The following is a 16,258-nucleotide window of genomic DNA, read 5'->3' as shown; positions in this document are numbered from 1 at the left end:
AAAAGCGGCGAAGAGGGAACTTGGAATCGTGACGTTCACGATCTCCGTCCTTTGGCTGAGTGGTCGCTCGATAGGTGCGATCGCCATGTTGAGCGGCCGGTCGAACGGAAGCATCCGGGGAATCGTGCATCGATACCTCTCGACGCCTCGAGACAAAATGTCCATCGAGGAGCGGCAAGCGGAACTGGATCGGCTCAAGCGTGACCGGCGGGACGAAGGCAGATTGGCGGACAGATATTTCGTGGCTCTGCAGTTGGCTGACACCCAAGCGCCGCTCAAACCAGGCCCATCGATCATCGGGCCGCTCAGTGCCTATCAGAAAGCCAAGCCAGCGGCGCCGGCGCCGCTTCCTGAACCGGACGCTCGCACGCGCGAGGGTAGGAAGGAAATCCAGCGCAGAAAGCAGGAATCCAGGCACCAGGAGAAGGTTGCGGCCGAAAGGCAGGCGGAGCGCGAGCTCGGCGGCGCTGTGCACCGTGGACTTCTTGGATCTGCCCTCGAATATCTCCATGACGTCGGCACGCTTGCCGATCCGGCTGACAAACGCGTCGATGCGCCGCGACTGGGTGGGATCTCCAGCAAGGAACGCCGGAAGGAAGCCGGCCGCATCCTCCGCACCTACATGGACGGCTGCAGGATTGGCGGTATGAGCAGCGTCGACTTCGATCGGGTCGGCACCGGGTCGAACAGCCGCCTGGCCATCTCCGCATATCGCTTGCAGGCAATCCATGCCGTCGGCGCGATCAGGCAGATGATGCCGGAGCGTGATTTCTCAATGCTGGAGGCCATCGTTGACCGAGACGAATGCATCTGGGAGACCGTCCCGAGCAGTCAAGCCAAGACGTTCCTGTACGAGGCGATCCGCCGGGCCCTCGATGTGGTGGCTGTCTTCGAGGAGCTGATGGGGCGATCTGCCTTCGCGGCCAGGTGGGGCTACGAATTGCCGGTCGTCAAGGGGATGGACCGGGACGAGGCGCGGCGGGTATCCAACTCTGCTGAACAGATATTGAGGCAAGCCTGATGCGTGAGCGCTTACCGGCCCGTCGGGCATCCGAAGTATTGGAGTTCAACCACATAGAGGCGAACGGGAACAAATCGCCCTTCACCTCAACCATCGGTTTCTACAACGATGGCAGGATCGGTGAAATGTTCATCTATGCGCAGAAAGCCGACTCGGCGATCGGCTTGATCTGCCATGATGCGGCGGTGCTGATTTCGATCGCCCTTCAGTGCGGCGCCACCGTCGAGGAGTTGCGGGCTTCCGTAGCACGCACCAGCAACGACAATGGCAGGCCCCAGAGCATCATAGGCACCGCTCTTGATCTGCTGGCTGACCGCGAGGCGGAAGATGGCAAAAGCTAAAATCCCATCCGCCTCGGTGATCGAGGCTCAGATCGATGAAGACGGATGCATTCACCTTGTCTTGCTTGATGCAAAGGGAAGGGCTTTCGCCGGCGCCGTTTTGAGCCTCGACGGCGCGATCAGCGTTGTCGAGGATCTAAGCGATCTGATTGACGACTTTCTTGAGGGCCAACCGGAAAATCCGGACACCATTGGCCCTTGCGTCGGGACAGCGTGATTTACCCCGTCTCCTGCCGGCGCGGCTGCCTCTCTGTGGTCACCTTCTCAGTGATTGCCTCCGCGATGTCGATGTTAGCCGAATCCGCCTTAAAAAGGCCAAGCAGGATCCTGGCAGGGTGCGGGACATCCTCGCCGGGAACGCTATCGATCCAGTTGATCGCCCGTGCCTGCGACGTTCCGTAGAGGTACGCGAAAAACGACGGGGTGATGCCGACCTCCTGCAGGTCGCTCGCGAATTCCGGGCCGGACATCTTCTGATAGCGCTCCGGCTTGCCCGATCGCAATTCTGACCGCGGCTTGTTCATCACCTCCGCCATGCGCCGCCATGCTGAGAGCTCGCCAGCGGCCTCGGTCGGGAAGATGGTCGGGTTGCCGTCCTGATCGCGCAGCACAGCGGGGTTAAGGCCTGGCGCCGCCCAGAACGCCACATAGCCGCTACCGTGGGCGTTCGGCTCTGTCCATGCCCGATAGTAGATGTTCTTTGCCATCTCGTCTCCAGGAGCGCCACGATTGGCCTCGTCGCGTGAATCGGTGAAATAGTCCATATCGGAATGCTCCTTTTCTGTCACGACCGCAGGAGGCTCGCCAAGAGGCGTTCCTGCCGACGGCCACAATGCTGCGTGAACTTGGACGGCGCGCGCTGGCGGCCCTGGGACGCTGGAATGGCGGCCGGTTTCAGGCTCGACCGCGCCGCGCCCGGGTTTCGTATGCCGGCCGGCCAATTCTGCTGCCCTTCAGGCTTGCCAGATCACGCTTTGATTGCTCAGCCGATCTGGCGTCATGGATGGCCTTGGCCTCGCCAACGAAGCAGTTGAGCATGGCGCCGACGGCTTCAATCTCCATGTCGAGAGCAGTCCTCGATGTTGGTTGCGCCTTCAAGGTGTCTGGCGTGACCCACTGGTAATATTCCAGCTTGATCTCGGCGACGCTCAGGGTCGGGTCTTGCACGTAACGCGCACTGGCAAAATCCCTGAACTTTTCGAGCGCAATGCGCCGGTGCATCTCCTCAACCGCGGCCGTGCCCGGGTTAGGGTGGCCGGAAGCTCGCCAGTAGGACTCAAGCCTGCGCATGCGGCTCCATTCGACAAACGCATGGTAGCGGTCGATAAGCCAGTTCACCATCTGCGACCCCCTTTGCCGTCCTTGCGGACCCTGAGAATGATTGTGTTGACGTTTGTTCCCGACTCCGAGAACGAACCGGCAGGCAAATCTTCGAAGCGGCCGTTCATCTTCTCGATCAGGGCGCGGAAGGCGACAGATTTCTTGGTTTCCCGAAATTCGGTGCCGGCGGACATGATGGCGATCAGATCTCCATCGTCCTTCAGGAATTTGAGCGCATGCATGATGTGGTCGATATCGCGCTCTCGGTCGAATGGCGGGTTCATCACGACCTTGTCGTAGAGGCCGGTGGTGGTGGGCTGGAGTTGCAGGAAATCCTGACTGAAAACGCGGCGATAGATGCCCTCTGCCTCCAGATCGGCGGCGAGGCTTGGTTGAATCTCGACGCAATCGACGGCGTTGTCGAAGCGGTAGTTCTTGGCGTGTTCGGCGCGGCCGCCAGACCAATCGTCCAGTTCCGCGACTGTGTGCATGCAGCGACGGGCAAGATTGCCTGTGCCGGCGCTCGGCTCCAGGATGGTGAGGCGAGGCCGGTCTGCACGCTGCAACAGCGAGGTATCGCGAAAGACGTGATGGATGGCCTTGTCTGGTGTCGGATAGAACCCGTAGCGCTTTGCCGGCAGATGCTTGACGCTGTCGAATGGGTCTTCCTCGGCTTGCTGGCCGTCGCCGATAACCTCGCCGTAGTATTCGGCCAGCAACTTGTTGACCTTCTCGACCAGGTCTTTTCGCTGAAACCACAGATGGGCGTTGCCGTTCATGAAACCGCGGATCTTGAAATACTCGGTTTCGACCTCGCTCTGCCTTCGTCCGTGGCGTCCACGCCGCTCGTGTTCCAGGGCATTGAGAGCTGAGGTAAAGCTGGCCTCGGCGTGCCCGTCAAGGATGGCAAACACGCGCTCAATGTCGATCAAGGTGTCGCGGACATATCCATAGTCGAGGCTGCCCCAGCTGTTGAACGCATGGGTTAGGATGACGCGTGATCCAATCTTGAAACCGTCATGCGAAAGGAAACGACGATCCAGTTTGGAAAAGGCATTCGCAATGCCTCGCCTGAAAATGGTGTCCGCGTCGAGCATGAACTGCTCGAGCGTGGCCATGATGTTGTCGACGGTGAGCGGAGGCATGCCCTTGGCGATCTCCTCGCCGTTGATCAACTGCTGCGTATGGTAGTCGATCTTTTCCGGGATATAGGCCATTTGAGCGCGCAGTTTGTCCTTTGCCTCCTTGTCCATGAGGCGCTCCAGGTCGGTACGCTGGATGATCCATGCCCATGCGTTCAGATGCACCAAGCGGGTTGCCGTCCGCATGTAGCGGTCGCGGTCCGGAAGCTTGACGGCATTATGGAAGGCGTTGATCTCATCAGCCTTTTCATAGTTGTAGTTGTTCACGCCGGGATAGGCGCGCCTCGCCGTTTCATGGGCAGCCTTAATCGCACGATCGGCGTCTTCGATCTTGTCAAAAGCGACATCAAACATTTCGAGCGATTTGGCGGCATAGCCGACGATGTCTTCGACCGTCGCGCGGGGCATGATTGCGTTCAATTGGATCTCCTATTGTTTGCCACAGTTGGCAGGCAGGTGATTTCAGGCAGCGTTGGCCGGCGTGAGCCCAAGCCTTGCGAATGGTGCTGTCGACTGTTCCGGCAAGTCTTTGCCATCGATCATTGCCAGAACCGGGCCGAACTCATCGGCGAGCGAGACCTCGGAGGATCGGGTAGCCGCCCGGATATGCGCCGAAGTTGGTGTCGGCGCATTCCAGCGCGTCTACCAGCCATTGCCGCGCCTGGTCGGCCGTCTCAGCCTGGACCGTAATTGAAGCCATCAGCTTCATGTCGAATGTGAAATCGGTCATAGGTCAAATCTCCTTGTTGGTGGGGGCCGAGAGCCCAAGTCAATTGTCAACTGCCGCCGTGTTGTTTCCGACGTCGGATCTCGGCCGTCACCGCGTTGCGGTTGCTGTCAGCTTGGGCGACCCATGCTCGAACCTTGCCTCGCACGGTGGCGTCATGCCAAAGCTCATATTCCTCCGCCAGTTGTTCGTCGGTCATCTCCTTGAGCGGGACGTACATGGTCAGCGCCCTCCGTTGTTAATGGCGGCGAGGATACGATATTTGGCGAATGGGTGAGGGGCAAACGTCACACCCTCAAGATCAGGCCAATCGAGCCGCCACCATGAGCATCCGCACTCATCGTTGACGGTCGGGTACTCCGCCCAATCCTGTGGGATGAACTTCTTCGTCTCTTGGTCGATCCATATGCCGTTCCTGTTGCGCTCGTAGCAGGATGTTGACCCAAATTCATCTTCGAGGGCCGTGAGCACTTCATCGAACATATCGCCGAATTCTGGCGCGTCATCCGGCGCTCTATAGCCATCGCCGGCGCTCCAAGTGCTGCATCCCCGCACGATCCAATAGGCTGGACGATTGTTGATGGTGGTAACGGCGAACAGTGCCAAGCCATCGCCGAACGTCTGTTCCAATACGCTTGGCGTGAAAGTGATCGCATCAGCCTCGGTCCAGAGGCATCGAGTGATCGGCTTTTGCGCGGCTCGTAGTTGTTGGGTGATGGCGTCCATGTGTTCATCCCTTCCATGCTTGGTGGAGTAGGGCGGCATTCGCGCCGCCCGATTGAGGCGAAGCGCTTACACACGCATCGGCATAAGGACGCCAAGCCAGCCCTTGCGGTCCGGCGTGGTGAGAAGCGTCGGCGATCCGGAATCGTTCAGCATGAGCGTGATCTCCTCGCCGCCAGCGGTGGCGATGAAATCCTGCAGGTATTTGGCATTGAAACCGATCTCGAGCACATCGCTGGCATAATCGGCGGCGACATTGGCGGTCGCCGATCCCTGGTCGGGATTGTTGACCGCCAGTTGGCACTTGCCAGCGCTGAACGTGAGCTTGACGGCGCGGCCGCGCTCGGAAGAAATCAGTTCGACGGCGCGCACGCCTTCCGCCAGGTCGGCAGCCTTGAACGTCGCCGGCTTGTCGTTCTGTGTTGGGATCACGCGCTGATAGTCGGGGAAAGAGCCGTCCACCAGCTTGCTCGTGATGGTGACATCATCGAACATGAGGCGGATGGTCCCCCAATGGTCGGTCTTGCCGATCTCGATACGCACGCTTGCCGGGCACGCCTTGCCCTTCAAGAGCTTCTGCAGTAGCGCGACGGTCTTGCGGGGTATGATGACGCCCGGCATCCCTGCCATGCCCTCGCTGGCCGCCAAATCCTGCCGGCAAAGGCGATGGCCATCGGTCGCGACCATGCGCAAGGCGCCGTGGTCGCCATGATAGGCATCGATGGCGCGCGGCTCGACATGGTGAAGATAGACGCCGTTCAGATAGTAGCGGGTTTCCTCCGTCGATATAGCCATGGCCACCCCGCCGAACGATTCCACCAGGTCGGCGCCTGGCACCGTGAAGGAATGCGACGGTGTGCCGGCGTCCAGGGTCGGAAAGTCCGCTACCGGCAAATCCTGAAGGCGATAGGTGACCTTTTCGAAATCGACCGTGGCGGCATTGCTGTCGCCAATTGCCGTGGCGAAGCCGACGAAATCGCTCGAAGTCGCCTTTTTGAGCAAGTCCTTCAAAGTATGGCCCGGCAATGTCATGCCGAAATGGGAGTCGACAGCGGCCGGAATCGTCACGGTGATCTCGACATCCAAATCCGTGCCGGTGACCAGAAGATTCTCCCCATCGGCAGTGAGACAGACATTCGACAGGATTGGAATCGTGTTGCGCTTTTCGACCACGTTCGCGACGATATCGAAAGCGCGGGTGAGGGCGGCACGGTCGGCGAGTGCATTGGCCGGCAGACACTGTTCCCGGCGTTCCGCCTTGTCGGCGAGCTCTTCGGCGATGGCTCCCCGGTCCTCTTCGTCCAGTTCGGCCAACGGGTCTGCATTATCGGGATGGTTCATGACGGCATCAGCGAATTCATTGGCCGCGATCACTTCCGGCTCATGCGCCGGCTGAATCACTTCGCGAGTCGGGAAGGCAATGACAGCGCCGAGCGCAATCGGCGACGCGCTGGACTGTCCAATATGGGAATGTGCGTTCATGCGTTTCGATCTCCTTTGTTTGCCACAATCGGCAATTCAGTTCATGGCATAAATCTATGCCAGTTGCAATAGAAATATGCGTTTCACATATCTTTGAAGCCGGCGCCGTAGCACGACTTGCATTCCAGTCGGTCGAAGTCGTAGCCATGATCGGCGGCATATTGGAGCATGAAACGTTGTCCGCGAGACAGTCGGATGATGCGCAGCCATCTCGTCATTGTCGGCTTGCTGTCGAGTTCGTCGAGGCCATAGGTGCCGTGGCAGCACGCGCATTCCGCCTCGTCGTCCCCCTCCTCGTCTAAATCTTCCGACTCGACCGGGCTGAAATCGTGCCCACAGTTGGGGCACTCGTCGTCGCACTGGCAAGACCATTCGTCGGACCATTCGACGTCGCAATCCGTGCATTCGTAGTGGTTGAGGTAGCGTGCCACGTTAGCGGCCCTCCACATGCGGTGCGCGATAGGTCGCGCCATTGAGCAGTTCTAGAATGGCGTTGTAATCGTCGCCGTTTGGCGCGATCTCAAGCCGATTCAATGCGGCGTCATACTTGGCGACGTTGGCCAGGGTCGCCAATATCGCCGGCGGTTTCCCTGATGAGATCATCGCGCAGCTTACGAGCGGCCTCAAGCTGGATTGATTCAGTCGCGCGCGTGCCGCCCTTCGGCCCATAAAACGACAGGTAGACATCGGGCTGTTGGATGGTGTTCCCATTAGCGAGAACGTTGATGAAAATCGGGTCAGCCATTGGCCTGGCCCTCCGCCTTGGCTATAGCCGCATCCATGAGATTGCAGGCGTCTTGCTCGAACGGCGATGCGCCACAGTTGCCGCGAGCGCGCTTGATCGCCTTCAGTGCCGCCAGCGTGTCGGGCGCGGCGGCTTGGACGGGTGATGGGCTGCCCGCATTGGCAATTGCTGGCAGGACGAATGCACGGCGCCAGTTGCCGAACCATTCGACCAGATCGCCGCCGTTGACCTCGACATCATCTTCGGGTTGGCATCCCGGACTCCTGAGCGCTGGCGCTGCGCCGAATTGTGGCCAGTCGGTCACGGCAAGTTTCAGCACAGCCAACAGATCGGGCCGCGCCTGTTCGCGCGGGATCGCCGCACGAAGTCCGGCGAGGATATCGGCAACGCCCTTCTGTGCCGGGTCATCTTCGAAACCGCTGATGAACGATTCCGCTTGGGTGAGAGCGTCAACGGTATCGCTGGCGTGGTCGGGCGTTGCAGCGGCGAAGTTCATCAACTCAGTAAGCTGTAGCGCCAGCTTGCCGTTTGATGCACTGCAAATCCAACAGCCTTTAGAGTCTTTGATCCCGTCGGCGGAGACATGGAAGGGCGGAGTCCAGCCCCTGATCAGTTCGGGTAGCTTGGTGACCATCTTTGAATCCTTTCAGACAGGCAGCGGCACAGGGGCGGCTGCAATTGCGAGGAGGGTGATTGCCGCGACGATCGCAGCAACGGCGGCAAGATTGGCAAGGTCTTTCAGAAAGCCGCTCATGCCGGCACCGCCTGGACGATCACGCCGGGATCGAGACGGTAAAGAACAACCGTCACGTTGCCGTCGTCGTGCTGTTTGATGCTGATCAGCCCGCCCTTGCCGTTCGGCGCTGCAAACTCGGCTATCCGTTCGCGGCTCTTGTCCGCATAGCCGTCCGCCACGCATGGCGATCGCGATAGAGCGCGACTTGTGTATAGCCGTGGCGGGCATATTCCCGGTCCGGCTCGATGCGAGCAAAGAGCTTAAGCATGTTTCTCAGGTTTGCCCCATGTGAAGTATTCGGCGGGGTCCAGGCCATTTCCATTGCAGGCCCAGCAGCGCACATACGAACCGTGATGTTTGGCCCGATGTCGGAACTCAGCGTCCTGCTTTGCTTTGGCTTCTGTCTTGTGGTTGTCTCGGCCGGTGCCGTTGCAGTCTGAGCAAAGATAGGCCATGTGCGTTCCCTTTCGCGTTGTATCGGCTTCGTGAATGATCCTGATAGCGTGCCTTTGAAGGAGGCGAGGCGGGTTGTTCCGCCTCGCCATGATGGATCACGCGGCGGCGCGAATTCCCTTCAGTTCGGCCATACGTGCGCCGAGAAGCCAAAGCGCCTTGTTAAGCTTCACGTCCTGGTCAATGCCGTTGACGGCGCGCGTAGTGACTCGGCGGCGCCGGTTGTTCGCGTCACGTCCAATCCCGTGCAAACCGCCACGGATCACATTCTCCTGAACCACATTAAATTGAGTCCACAAGTCGGCGGAGCGGTCATCGTGTCGGCGCGGGATAAGCAGCTGCGCCGGCTGGATTGGCGTTTCAACGTTGCCGTCTGCATCGGCGAAGCGCAGAACGTGCGCCGCCTCCGCAAGGATGGTTTGTTCTTCCCGCTCCAGCTTGACCGTAGACCAGTCTTGCGGAGCCGCCAGCGCCTTCTGTGCCGCGTCCAGAACCGTAAAGGTGCCTTCGATCACTTTGCCGGCAACGTCGCCGGAATGCCTTACCTTGAGCGAGTCCAGCGTTGCCGTTTGCGAGACCATCGAATTGAGGCAACGAATCCGAAACAGGCCGGCCATAAGGTCATATGCGCTCGTCCCGTCATTGGCGTTCTTCAACAGGATCTCGCAGACGGTATCGCCGACAGTATGCGCCGCAAGATTGTCGAGTCGGCGAAGGCGCAAGAGGTGCTTGGTGAATTCCTTCCTGCTTTCGTCACGCGTGCCAGACTGCTTTGCGCCGACAACGTGAAAGCCTTCCTTTGCCAGCGCTCGCACTATCTCAATCGTGGGGATCGGCTGGAACCGTTCCGAGCGGCTATCGTGCGCGGCGAGGGCGAAGACAGACGGCGCACTGCGGCGCAACTCGTCTTCCGTCAAGGCGCGGCCAATGTCGAAACGTGCGGTGTTCTGATAGATGGTCATTTCGTTTAGTCTCCGTTTGGTTTGCCACAATTGGCAGTTCGGTCTAGCGACCGTCGCAGCGCCCAGTTTGCCGGGCGCTGAAAGAGGCGCTAGGCGTTGAACCAGTCATAGCGGCGCGCTTCCTTTGCCTTCCGCTCCGCCCGCCTGTCGCGGCCTTCCGAGCGCTTGGAAAAGGGCTTGCCGTGGCGCCTGGCCTTGCTGGCATCGTGTTGCGCAAAAAACTCGTCCAGATCGGCGGAGGTGATTGTCTCCAAGCTGGCGATGGTCGCGGCATCAAGCGGCTTATTCATTTCAGACTCCTATGGTTGCCACAGTCGGCAAGGGTTCAGTTTTCAGTAAGAGGGCATTCTGCCCATATTGGCGAGCTTGTCGCGGAAGTCGCGTTTCGCCAGATCGGCGCAAAGGTCGCGCAATCTGGATTTCAGCGCGCGGCGCATGGCCGCATTCTTTTCGGCTTTGATGGCAAGCTGAAGCTTGCGGACTCGAGCGGCGGCGTTCTGCATGGCGGCCACCTAGATACCGTCGCGTGCATAGCGGACAGTTCGCTTACCGAACTCGTTGATATCGATATAAAGCGGCGTCGAATGGTGGCCACCATCTAGGACGTACTGCCTTGCCCGCGCGGCGCTCACGGTCTCATATTCGAAGTGAGCGTTTTTCAGAGCTTGGGCGATTCGGAGATCAGCCGCTTTCCATTCATGAAGCGTGCAGTGGTGGCCGCGATATTCCATGACGTACATTTTCGTTCTCCAGTGTTTGCGCACGATTGCGCGAAATGATGGTCGGCAGTTCAGCGGTAGCAGCCGGGAAACGCAATAGAGCGAACGGCCAAGCGCGGTAGTTCCGCGCCTTCCATAGCATCGGCGAGCGTATCGCCCTCACCAGCTGTCCAAAGGTTTCCGGCGGTATCCGTGACCATGATCCTGCAGACAGGGTGCGCCATGTAGAGCGCGGCCTGGCCAGCACATAGCGTGGCCACAGCTGCGGCCATGAGTAGACGGGCGGCCATTAGCGCACCGCCTTCTTGGTGAGGCAGAACGAAAGACAAAGCCGGCCAAGGCGGATGAACGTCAACCCGCCTACCTTGCGGACCGATGCATTGAAGAAAGGCGCGCGCTTGCCGTGCAGTGTGGTCACATGATGGCGCGTGCCATCCGTGCGCACTGCCATCACCTCGACTTTGCGAACGTCGTCACGCTTGGCGATGATGTGCTCGAGCAGGCCGATTGGCGCAACATAGCCCATGCGGCGCAACGTTGCGGTGCGTCCGTTGCGGTGCGTCACCACGAAGTCATGTGCATAGGTGAAGGCGAAGGCGCTTGCGGTATGTGCGATGGCGTTCATGGTCAAGCCGCCTTCACGTTTGAAAAGCGTTGATCCCAGGTCACGCCACGCATGGCGACCTCTACAGACACCGCTGGCGTATGACCACCGCACGCTTGCCCGTCTTCACGCTGCCAACGGTAGCGCGTCACGGCTTGCCCGTTGCGCTTGGTACGAAAGGGGATAACGGCGGCAGGCACAAGGCCGGCCCAAACGTCGTTGAAGAGAGCGGTTGCGAGGGGCTTGGACATTTCAGACTCCTGTGTGCGCCACGATTGGCTTGAATGGCGCGTCACGCGCCTTGGTCGTCAGTGGTAGAGAACAGCCAGTTGGCTAGCCGTGTCGCCGTCAATGATCCCTGCCCATGCCAGCGGCACAAGCACAGCAGCACGGGCACAGAAGCCGCCAAGGCTGTCAGACAGACAAACCGCAAAGAGTGCGGCGGGCAGAGCGAGGGAAAGCAAGCGGTTCATTTCGGGCTCCGTGTTAGTCACAATCGACTATGCACACACCCTGCCAGCGTTCGTCCCTGCCGTCAACTACAAAAATGCATATCGCATATTTTATTTGAGCATGCCGCCCTCACGCGCGTTCCTATTACCGCCTTGCCCAATGGCCACGCTGACCAGCTGGCCGCGCCTCCTCACTGTCACCCTGTCACAGATTGACCCAGCGGCGCGCAACAAGCGCACGCCGTGCTTGCCTATGTCATCGCCTTGCCGTGGTCGTCGTCGTGCCTGGCGCGCCTCGTCGTCGTCGTCGTGCTCGTCGTCGGCAGGGTGGCCGGCCTCGTCGTCGCCGGCGCCAGGCGCTCGAGGATCAGAAGGGGTAGGGGGGTCGAGTTAACAATTCCAAACTCGAGTAGCGCGGACCGGCTGTGCAGCCAAATTCCGGAAAAGGCAGGGAAACAAGATCCTGGGTCTATTCTATCCCCAGTTGATGCATCCGTCGCAAAAGCCTATGTGAATCAGGCCAATAGGTGAAACCGTCAATATGTCTCAGTCGTCCCGGCCGCCCCGCTTCAAGCCCTTCCAGGCGCCGACGGCGATTGCGGTTCAGAAGATCAATAAGGCTGGGAATTATCGGGGCTCACCGCGGGAGCGAGGGTACGATTCGAAGTGGGACCGGCTTTCCATAGCGTACCGCAAGCGTCACACATGCTGTTTATTCTGCGAACAGCGAAATCGAGATACCCTGACAGATCTGGTCGATCATATTCTGCCAGTAGTGGACAGACCGGATCTAAAGTATGAATGGAGTAATTTAGCTGCGCTATGCCGGCACTGTCACGGCATAAAGGCGCAACTAGAAAAGGCAGCCCGCGATGCGGGAAACCTTGATCTTTTGGTAGAATGGGTTAAGAATCCTCTTTCCAGACCTTTCGGATTGCGTCCGATGGTCTGAAGGCGAGCCGCCAAGTGTTACCAGCACTGTGACGGCTCTGGCCACCAAAGTCTGTTGTGGAGACCATCGATGGTTAAGAAATCCGTAGCGCGGCGAGTGCCTGCCCGCAAGCCCTATGAATGCAGCGTAGAAGGCTGCGATAAGCCACGCAAAGCGCGCGGCTACTGCTCTGGTCACTGGGTGCGGTGGCGAAAGAACGGCACCCCTGGTGGGCCCCTCGTCTACTGGTCCCCGAGGTCGTGCGGGGTTAAGGCGTGTCACGATGTGGCTGATGCCACGTTCCGCGGCACAATCCCAATGTGCAGCAAGCATTACCAAAGAATGCTCAAGACTGGCTCGACGTCGCTAAAGGCTGAGGGGCGGCCCGAGTTCAAAGATTGCGATGCTCCTGGTTGCTTCCATCGAGCCAGAACCGCCGGAAGCAAATGGTGTGCGAAGCACTATGTGAGGATGCGGAAGCATGGAACTCTTACGCCAAAGATAAAAGAACGTGCCATGGATGGGATTGGAATTACAGAAAACGGCTATGCCTATCAACTGGTTGAGTCTCATCCTATGAAAAAGAGCGGCCGAGTTGCTGTTCACAGAAAGGTTTTATACGACGAAATAGGCCCCGGTCCCCATCGTTGCCGATGGTGCGGCCACAAAGTGACTTGGGGCGGCACTCGTATCGGCTCGCTTGTGGTCGACCATGTCGACGGCGATAAATTGAACAATGAAATTGATAACTTGGTGCCCTCATGCACCCCATGCAACACAGCCCGGGCATATTTTATGAATTGGGCGAGTCGACACGCAGACGATCCATTTCTGTTGATGCTATTCGCCGGCGCGATCGAGGGCGAAGGTGTCGTTCGGAACGTGAAAAGACATCCGCAATTTAGCTGCGATTCAGTCTGAGGCGGCGAAACTGCCCTCAAAATAAAATGTGAAATGCATATTGCATTCTATTCCGGCTTCGGCTAATTCAAATATCTATCGTTGATTAGTCTCCGAATTGATCGGACCGAACTCGCATGAAATTCGATGGCTTGGACGGCTGGCGCAAGGCTATGGATTTTTCCGTTGCCGAGGCGTGCAAAACCCTTGGGATTACTTGGGCTCAATGGGATGGGTGCCGGACGCGCGATGACGTTCCTGTGGCGATCAGCCTAGCGTGCCGCGCCCTGTATCACCGGATGGAGCCGTGGAGCTCGTCGGTAAGGGTGCCTTCGAAGCCAAAGCGGCAGAGATATGTGTCTGAGGCCAGTCTTGCGAACCTGAAGAGAGGGCGGACGTGACCGAAGAGACAGCAAGGGCGCTGATGTTCGATGCCTTGATCGTGGCGGTGTGCATCTCGACGGTGATGGCCGGCTTCGCGATCGGTATCGCCCTCATCCGGGCGGCGTGGAATGGGGAACTGAAGTGAAGAAATCGACGCTCTACTTCCGGGGCTTCCTATTCTTTATGACGATCGCTGTGATCGGCATGTTCGCTGGCGCTCCTGACGCAAGGATTGCTTCAGGACTGGTGATCGGGTGGGTTTGCTTTGCGGCCTCCGATATCCTGGAGGCTCTTGGCAAATGACCTGCATCGTCGGGCTTGTCGACAACGGGAAGGTCTATATCGGCGCCGACAGCGCGGCCACCACCGGTGACAGCATCGAGGTGCGCGCCAACCGGAAGGTGTTTCGGAACGGTCCCTATGTGATCGGCTTCACAGGATCCTACCGGGTCGGGCAGATGCTGGAATACATGGAGATGCCAAAGCCGACACGCAAAGACGTGATGGCGGACCTTGTGCTGAACGTCGTGAACAAGCTGAAGGAAATTTCTGGCAAAGACATCGATGAATTGCTGATCGGCCATGGCGGTCGGCTGTTCAAGATTAGTTCTGACTACTCTGTGGCCGAATATGCGTCCTACGCAGCCGCCGGAGAGGGCGGGCCGTATGCGATGGGGAGGCTTCATGGTGGCGCCGGTGCGCCAGGCGACCGTGTCCTGGCCGCGCTTGATGCGGCGCAGACCCACTGCAACGGCGTGCGTGCACCTTTCCACGTCGAGGTGGTGTGATGACCCGCTTCGAGGCCGGCTGTTTCATCGTTGCCGCGATCGCCATCGTGCTCGGGCTGATCAGTTCATTCTATCAGATGGGAGGCATTGGATGACACCCGACATTTCGAACCATGAGATCGAACGGTTAGCTAGGGATGCCGGCGGGATGGAGTACGGTCCTCGCACCTGGAATATGTCGTTCAAGCGCGACGCGCTCCATGCTTTCGCGAGATCGCTTATCGACCATGCTCTTTCAGCCGGCACCACGACGTCAATCAAGGCGCCTGCCGAGCGGGTGATTTCCGAAGAGCGCCTTGCCGAGCTGAACGCCACACTGGATCAGGCCTTCGATCTGATGTCGGCACCGGTCAGCGCCGATCGCGTTGTCTCTCTTCGGAGAAGCCGTTCATGACCACCTCATCACAACCCACCGAAGGAACGTTGGACGATTGCCCGTTTTGCAGCGGACATAAGCCGAAGCTTGACATCGTGCGTGATGGATATCGCGTGCACTGCACTTCTTGCGGATCGGCTGGCGCGCCGGAGTTCCATGGGCCTTCGTCGATGGCTTCTTCGCGTGAAAGGGCAATATCGGCATGGAACCGCCGCGCTCTATCCGCCCAAGAAGAGCCTGGCGAGGCGATGAGCTTCCAGAGTCGCGTTCAGCCGTGGATGATGGCCTGCTTTGGCGCCGAGATATCAGGCGACAAGGTGGAGCGCGGCGATCGGTTGCTCGAGGAAGTCCTTGAACTTCTGCAGTCGGGCGGATACGACCCGGCGCGCGTGGATGCCCTTCGTGATTATGTGTGGTCGCGACCGACCGGAGAGCCCTCTCAGGAAGTTGGCGGTGTCCAGGTGACCCTCGCTACCTACTGCCTTGCCCACGATCTCGACATGCACCAGGCCGGCGAAACGGAACTGGCCCGCATCTGGACCAAGGTCGACCAGATCAGGGCCAAGCAAGCCGCCAAGCCTGTCGGATCTGCGTTGCCGGTCGCCACTCTCACCAGCCCAGTTCGCGGTGTGGAAACTCTGGCAGTGAAGGGGCTGGAGCGGGATGGTAATCACGCCAAATCGGTTGCCGGATCGTACAGCATCGTCAAACACCTCAACCATTATGGCATGGTCGGCCCTGATGACTCGTTTGATGACTTTGGCTATCGCTTCAAAGGGTCACTCGAAAAATGCAGGGAAGCTGCCCAAGCCGATTACGAAACTCGCATCCGTTCGGCCCTCGCCCCCAGCAATCCCGAAGCGCCAGCCGTCCCAGCGAAGCGTTATTGCCAGTGCTCGAATAGCAAAACCAATCCCTGCAATGTCTGCGGCGCGCCGAAGTTCATCAATCCTGAATGGCTCAAGCGCAAGATCGAAGAGGACGGCGACGAAGGCGAAATCGGTGCTGGCTTTGAAATCTTCCCGCTCCCCGAAGCGCCAGCCTCCCGCGAAGTTGCTTGGCTGATCGAGCGCAAGGACGCATCGTTATTTCAGCAACCGCATTGGTACTATGAACAGCCGGACGGCTGGCATTCGTGGAGACCTAACGCGCACGAAGCCAAGCGCTTCGCCACCAAAGCCGAAGCCGATGCATACCCGGCTTACCAGATGATCGCCAGCGATCCAACCATCAGCACCACCGAGCATGTGTTCATCGGTTCGCTTCCCGAAGCGCCAGCCGCACCGGTGGGGGAATTCTTGGAACGCATCAACGACCTGATCACATCAACCTACGAGAAGGACGGTGACGGATACTACGATACACCGGTCACGATCCTCTTGCGAGACATCCGTTCCGCTCTCGTAGCCACCCCGCCTGCCCCGTGCTGCACCAACGCGGCGAAAGGATAAT

The 16,258-nt window shown here is 59.1% G+C and carries 28 protein-coding genes; 10 read left to right on the top strand and 18 right to left on the bottom strand.

Going from position 1 to position 16,258, the window contains the following annotated elements:
• Positions 1 to 28 precede the first annotated feature (28 nt).
• Genes NKJ09_RS23150 through NKJ09_RS23140 form a run of 3 tightly spaced genes read left to right on the top strand, consistent with a single transcriptional unit; the run spans position 29 to position 1,579 of the window.
• Complete coding sequence (locus NKJ09_RS23150; RefSeq protein WP_352763765.1) at positions 29 to 1,021, top strand: hypothetical protein; 993 nt, start codon at positions 29 to 31, stop codon at positions 1,019 to 1,021.
• Positions 1,021 to 1,362, top strand: coding sequence for a hypothetical protein (locus NKJ09_RS23145; RefSeq protein WP_352763763.1), 342 nt, complete (start codon positions 1,021 to 1,023; stop codon positions 1,360 to 1,362). The genes NKJ09_RS23150 and NKJ09_RS23145 overlap by 1 nt, the downstream gene beginning before the upstream one ends.
• Positions 1,319 to 1,579 (top strand): hypothetical protein, encoded by a 261-nt coding sequence (locus tag NKJ09_RS23140; protein WP_352763761.1) that lies wholly within the window; start codon positions 1,319 to 1,321, stop codon positions 1,577 to 1,579. The genes NKJ09_RS23145 and NKJ09_RS23140 overlap by 44 nt, the downstream gene beginning before the upstream one ends.
• Position 1,580: 1 nt before the next feature.
• On the opposite strand, the gene NKJ09_RS23135 is transcribed toward NKJ09_RS23140, so the two are convergent.
• The 18 genes from NKJ09_RS23135 to NKJ09_RS23050 form a co-directional block, all read right to left on the bottom strand.
• Positions 1,581 to 2,126 carry a hypothetical protein gene (locus NKJ09_RS23135; protein ID WP_352763758.1) on the bottom strand — a complete coding sequence of 182 codons (546 nt, stop codon included), beginning with the start codon at positions 2,124 to 2,126 and terminating at the stop codon, positions 1,581 to 1,583.
• 130 nt (positions 2,127 to 2,256) lie between these two features.
• The gene (locus NKJ09_RS23130) at positions 2,257 to 2,703 is read right to left on the bottom strand and encodes a hypothetical protein (protein ID WP_352763756.1); all 447 of its coding nucleotides are present in this window, start codon (positions 2,701 to 2,703) and stop codon (positions 2,257 to 2,259) included.
• Positions 2,697 to 4,244, bottom strand: coding sequence for a DUF4942 domain-containing protein (locus NKJ09_RS23125; RefSeq protein WP_352763754.1), 1,548 nt, complete (start codon positions 4,242 to 4,244; stop codon positions 2,697 to 2,699). The genes NKJ09_RS23130 and NKJ09_RS23125 overlap by 7 nt, the downstream gene beginning before the upstream one ends.
• A gap of 142 nt (positions 4,245 to 4,386) precedes the next feature.
• Positions 4,387 to 4,554 carry a hypothetical protein gene (locus tag NKJ09_RS23120; RefSeq protein ID WP_352763752.1) on the bottom strand — a complete coding sequence of 56 codons (168 nt, stop codon included), beginning with the start codon at positions 4,552 to 4,554 and terminating at the stop codon, positions 4,387 to 4,389.
• A 46-nt stretch (positions 4,555 to 4,600) separates the two neighbouring features.
• Entirely contained in the window at positions 4,601 to 4,771 is a 171-nt protein-coding gene (locus NKJ09_RS23115) for a hypothetical protein (RefSeq protein ID WP_352763750.1), read from the bottom strand.
• A gap of 2 nt (positions 4,772 to 4,773) precedes the next feature.
• Positions 4,774 to 5,277, bottom strand: a complete 504-nt coding sequence (locus tag NKJ09_RS23110) for a hypothetical protein (RefSeq protein ID WP_352763748.1) — start codon at positions 5,275 to 5,277, stop codon at positions 4,774 to 4,776.
• A gap of 66 nt (positions 5,278 to 5,343) precedes the next feature.
• The gene (gene dnaN, locus NKJ09_RS23105; RefSeq protein WP_352763745.1) at positions 5,344 to 6,756 is read right to left on the bottom strand and encodes a DNA polymerase III subunit beta; all 1,413 of its coding nucleotides are present in this window, start codon (positions 6,754 to 6,756) and stop codon (positions 5,344 to 5,346) included.
• A gap of 83 nt (positions 6,757 to 6,839) precedes the next feature.
• A complete protein-coding gene (locus NKJ09_RS23100) occupies positions 6,840 to 7,187 on the bottom strand; it encodes a hypothetical protein (protein ID WP_352763742.1) in 348 nt (115 codons plus the stop codon).
• A gap of 110 nt (positions 7,188 to 7,297) precedes the next feature.
• The gene (locus NKJ09_RS23095) at positions 7,298 to 7,501 is read right to left on the bottom strand and encodes a hypothetical protein (RefSeq protein ID WP_352763740.1); all 204 of its coding nucleotides are present in this window, start codon (positions 7,499 to 7,501) and stop codon (positions 7,298 to 7,300) included.
• Positions 7,494 to 8,135 carry a hypothetical protein gene (locus NKJ09_RS23090; protein WP_352763737.1) on the bottom strand — a complete coding sequence of 214 codons (642 nt, stop codon included), beginning with the start codon at positions 8,133 to 8,135 and terminating at the stop codon, positions 7,494 to 7,496. The genes NKJ09_RS23095 and NKJ09_RS23090 overlap by 8 nt, the downstream gene beginning before the upstream one ends.
• Before the next feature lie 116 nt (positions 8,136 to 8,251).
• Positions 8,252 to 8,416, bottom strand: coding sequence for a hypothetical protein (locus NKJ09_RS23085; RefSeq protein ID WP_352763734.1), 165 nt, complete (start codon positions 8,414 to 8,416; stop codon positions 8,252 to 8,254).
• A gap of 372 nt (positions 8,417 to 8,788) precedes the next feature.
• Positions 8,789 to 9,652, bottom strand: coding sequence for a DUF932 domain-containing protein (locus tag NKJ09_RS23080; protein WP_352763733.1), 864 nt, complete (start codon positions 9,650 to 9,652; stop codon positions 8,789 to 8,791).
• 89 nt (positions 9,653 to 9,741) lie between these two features.
• Positions 9,742 to 9,942, bottom strand: coding sequence for a hypothetical protein (locus NKJ09_RS23075; RefSeq protein WP_352763730.1), 201 nt, complete (start codon positions 9,940 to 9,942; stop codon positions 9,742 to 9,744).
• Positions 9,943 to 9,984: 42 nt separating this feature from the next.
• On the bottom strand, positions 9,985 to 10,155 hold the full coding sequence (locus NKJ09_RS23070; RefSeq protein WP_352763727.1) for a hypothetical protein: 171 nt from the start codon (positions 10,153 to 10,155) through the stop codon (positions 9,985 to 9,987).
• A gap of 9 nt (positions 10,156 to 10,164) precedes the next feature.
• Complete coding sequence (locus NKJ09_RS23065) at positions 10,165 to 10,392, bottom strand: hypothetical protein (RefSeq protein ID WP_352763725.1); 228 nt, start codon at positions 10,390 to 10,392, stop codon at positions 10,165 to 10,167.
• A gap of 268 nt (positions 10,393 to 10,660) precedes the next feature.
• Entirely contained in the window at positions 10,661 to 10,996 is a 336-nt protein-coding gene (locus NKJ09_RS23060) for a hypothetical protein (protein ID WP_352763723.1), read from the bottom strand.
• Positions 10,997 to 10,998: 2 nt separating this feature from the next.
• Positions 10,999 to 11,226 carry a hypothetical protein gene (locus tag NKJ09_RS23055; protein ID WP_352763722.1) on the bottom strand — a complete coding sequence of 76 codons (228 nt, stop codon included), beginning with the start codon at positions 11,224 to 11,226 and terminating at the stop codon, positions 10,999 to 11,001.
• 57 nt (positions 11,227 to 11,283) lie between these two features.
• Positions 11,284 to 11,448 carry a hypothetical protein gene (locus NKJ09_RS23050; protein ID WP_352763721.1) on the bottom strand — a complete coding sequence of 55 codons (165 nt, stop codon included), beginning with the start codon at positions 11,446 to 11,448 and terminating at the stop codon, positions 11,284 to 11,286.
• A 520-nt stretch (positions 11,449 to 11,968) separates the two neighbouring features.
• Between NKJ09_RS23050 and NKJ09_RS23045 the strand changes: the two genes are divergently transcribed.
• From NKJ09_RS23045 to NKJ09_RS23015, 7 genes are all read left to right on the top strand, one after another.
• Positions 11,969 to 12,379: an HNH endonuclease gene (locus NKJ09_RS23045; protein ID WP_352763718.1), complete on the top strand. Its 411-nt coding sequence runs from the start codon at positions 11,969 to 11,971 to the stop codon at positions 12,377 to 12,379.
• Positions 12,380 to 12,874: 495 nt separating this feature from the next.
• The gene (locus NKJ09_RS23040; RefSeq protein WP_352763716.1) at positions 12,875 to 13,279 is read left to right on the top strand and encodes an HNH endonuclease; all 405 of its coding nucleotides are present in this window, start codon (positions 12,875 to 12,877) and stop codon (positions 13,277 to 13,279) included.
• 376 nt (positions 13,280 to 13,655) lie between these two features.
• The gene (locus tag NKJ09_RS23035) at positions 13,656 to 13,787 is read left to right on the top strand and encodes a hypothetical protein (RefSeq protein ID WP_352763713.1); all 132 of its coding nucleotides are present in this window, start codon (positions 13,656 to 13,658) and stop codon (positions 13,785 to 13,787) included.
• Positions 13,784 to 13,945 carry a hypothetical protein gene (locus NKJ09_RS23030; protein WP_352763710.1) on the top strand — a complete coding sequence of 54 codons (162 nt, stop codon included), beginning with the start codon at positions 13,784 to 13,786 and terminating at the stop codon, positions 13,943 to 13,945. The genes NKJ09_RS23035 and NKJ09_RS23030 overlap by 4 nt, the downstream gene beginning before the upstream one ends.
• Positions 13,942 to 14,430: an Ntn hydrolase family protein gene (locus tag NKJ09_RS23025; protein ID WP_352763708.1), complete on the top strand. Its 489-nt coding sequence runs from the start codon at positions 13,942 to 13,944 to the stop codon at positions 14,428 to 14,430. Before NKJ09_RS23030 ends, NKJ09_RS23025 begins: the two co-directional genes overlap by 4 nt.
• Before the next feature lie 91 nt (positions 14,431 to 14,521).
• Positions 14,522 to 14,824 (top strand): hypothetical protein, encoded by a 303-nt coding sequence (locus tag NKJ09_RS23020; RefSeq protein WP_352763706.1) that lies wholly within the window; start codon positions 14,522 to 14,524, stop codon positions 14,822 to 14,824.
• The gene (locus NKJ09_RS23015; protein ID WP_352763704.1) at positions 14,821 to 16,257 is read left to right on the top strand and encodes a Lar family restriction alleviation protein; all 1,437 of its coding nucleotides are present in this window, start codon (positions 14,821 to 14,823) and stop codon (positions 16,255 to 16,257) included. The genes NKJ09_RS23020 and NKJ09_RS23015 overlap by 4 nt, the downstream gene beginning before the upstream one ends.
• Position 16,258 lies beyond the last annotated feature (1 nt).

This window comes from Mesorhizobium sp. M0189 (genome assembly GCF_040322135.1).
Taxonomy (GTDB): Bacteria; Pseudomonadota; Alphaproteobacteria; order Rhizobiales; family Rhizobiaceae; genus Mesorhizobium.
The sequence above is the reverse complement of the archived record's forward strand: the minus strand, read 5'-3'. Positions and strand labels throughout refer to the sequence as shown.

What these genes read in the sequence shown, in the direction of transcription:
- NKJ09_RS23145 (WP_352763763.1), top strand. Translation starts at nt 1,021, where the DNA reads ATGCGTGAGCGCTTACCGGCCCGTCGGGCATCCGAAGTATTGGAGTTC.
- NKJ09_RS23135 (WP_352763758.1), bottom strand. Translation starts at nt 2,126, where the DNA reads ATGGACTATTTCACCGATTCACGCGACGAGGCCAATCGTGGCGCTCCT.
- NKJ09_RS23130 (WP_352763756.1), bottom strand. Translation starts at nt 2,703, where the DNA reads ATGGTGAACTGGCTTATCGACCGCTACCATGCGTTTGTCGAATGGAGC.
- NKJ09_RS23120 (WP_352763752.1), bottom strand. Translation starts at nt 4,554, where the DNA reads ATGACCGATTTCACATTCGACATGAAGCTGATGGCTTCAATTACGGTC.
- NKJ09_RS23115 (WP_352763750.1), bottom strand. Translation starts at nt 4,771, where the DNA reads ATGTACGTCCCGCTCAAGGAGATGACCGACGAACAACTGGCGGAGGAA.
- NKJ09_RS23110 (WP_352763748.1), bottom strand. Translation starts at nt 5,277, where the DNA reads ATGGACGCCATCACCCAACAACTACGAGCCGCGCAAAAGCCGATCACT.
- dnaN (WP_352763745.1), bottom strand. Translation starts at nt 6,756, where the DNA reads ATGAACGCACATTCCCATATTGGACAGTCCAGCGCGTCGCCGATTGCG.
- NKJ09_RS23095 (WP_352763740.1), bottom strand. Translation starts at nt 7,501, where the DNA reads ATGGCTGACCCGATTTTCATCAACGTTCTCGCTAATGGGAACACCATC.
- NKJ09_RS23090 (WP_352763737.1), bottom strand. Translation starts at nt 8,135, where the DNA reads ATGGTCACCAAGCTACCCGAACTGATCAGGGGCTGGACTCCGCCCTTC.
- NKJ09_RS23080 (WP_352763733.1), bottom strand. Translation starts at nt 9,652, where the DNA reads ATGACCATCTATCAGAACACCGCACGTTTCGACATTGGCCGCGCCTTG.
- NKJ09_RS23075 (WP_352763730.1), bottom strand. Translation starts at nt 9,942, where the DNA reads ATGAATAAGCCGCTTGATGCCGCGACCATCGCCAGCTTGGAGACAATC.
- NKJ09_RS23070 (WP_352763727.1), bottom strand. Translation starts at nt 10,155, where the DNA reads ATGCAGAACGCCGCCGCTCGAGTCCGCAAGCTTCAGCTTGCCATCAAA.
- NKJ09_RS23065 (WP_352763725.1), bottom strand. Translation starts at nt 10,392, where the DNA reads ATGTACGTCATGGAATATCGCGGCCACCACTGCACGCTTCATGAATGG.
- NKJ09_RS23060 (WP_352763723.1), bottom strand. Translation starts at nt 10,996, where the DNA reads ATGAACGCCATCGCACATACCGCAAGCGCCTTCGCCTTCACCTATGCA.
- NKJ09_RS23055 (WP_352763722.1), bottom strand. Translation starts at nt 11,226, where the DNA reads ATGTCCAAGCCCCTCGCAACCGCTCTCTTCAACGACGTTTGGGCCGGC.
- NKJ09_RS23050 (WP_352763721.1), bottom strand. Translation starts at nt 11,448, where the DNA reads ATGAACCGCTTGCTTTCCCTCGCTCTGCCCGCCGCACTCTTTGCGGTT.
- NKJ09_RS23045 (WP_352763718.1), top strand. Translation starts at nt 11,969, where the DNA reads ATGTCTCAGTCGTCCCGGCCGCCCCGCTTCAAGCCCTTCCAGGCGCCG.
- NKJ09_RS23040 (WP_352763716.1), top strand. Translation starts at nt 12,875, where the DNA reads ATGGATGGGATTGGAATTACAGAAAACGGCTATGCCTATCAACTGGTT.
- NKJ09_RS23025 (WP_352763708.1), top strand. Translation starts at nt 13,942, where the DNA reads ATGACCTGCATCGTCGGGCTTGTCGACAACGGGAAGGTCTATATCGGC.
- NKJ09_RS23020 (WP_352763706.1), top strand. Translation starts at nt 14,522, where the DNA reads ATGACACCCGACATTTCGAACCATGAGATCGAACGGTTAGCTAGGGAT.
- NKJ09_RS23015 (WP_352763704.1), top strand. Translation starts at nt 14,821, where the DNA reads ATGACCACCTCATCACAACCCACCGAAGGAACGTTGGACGATTGCCCG.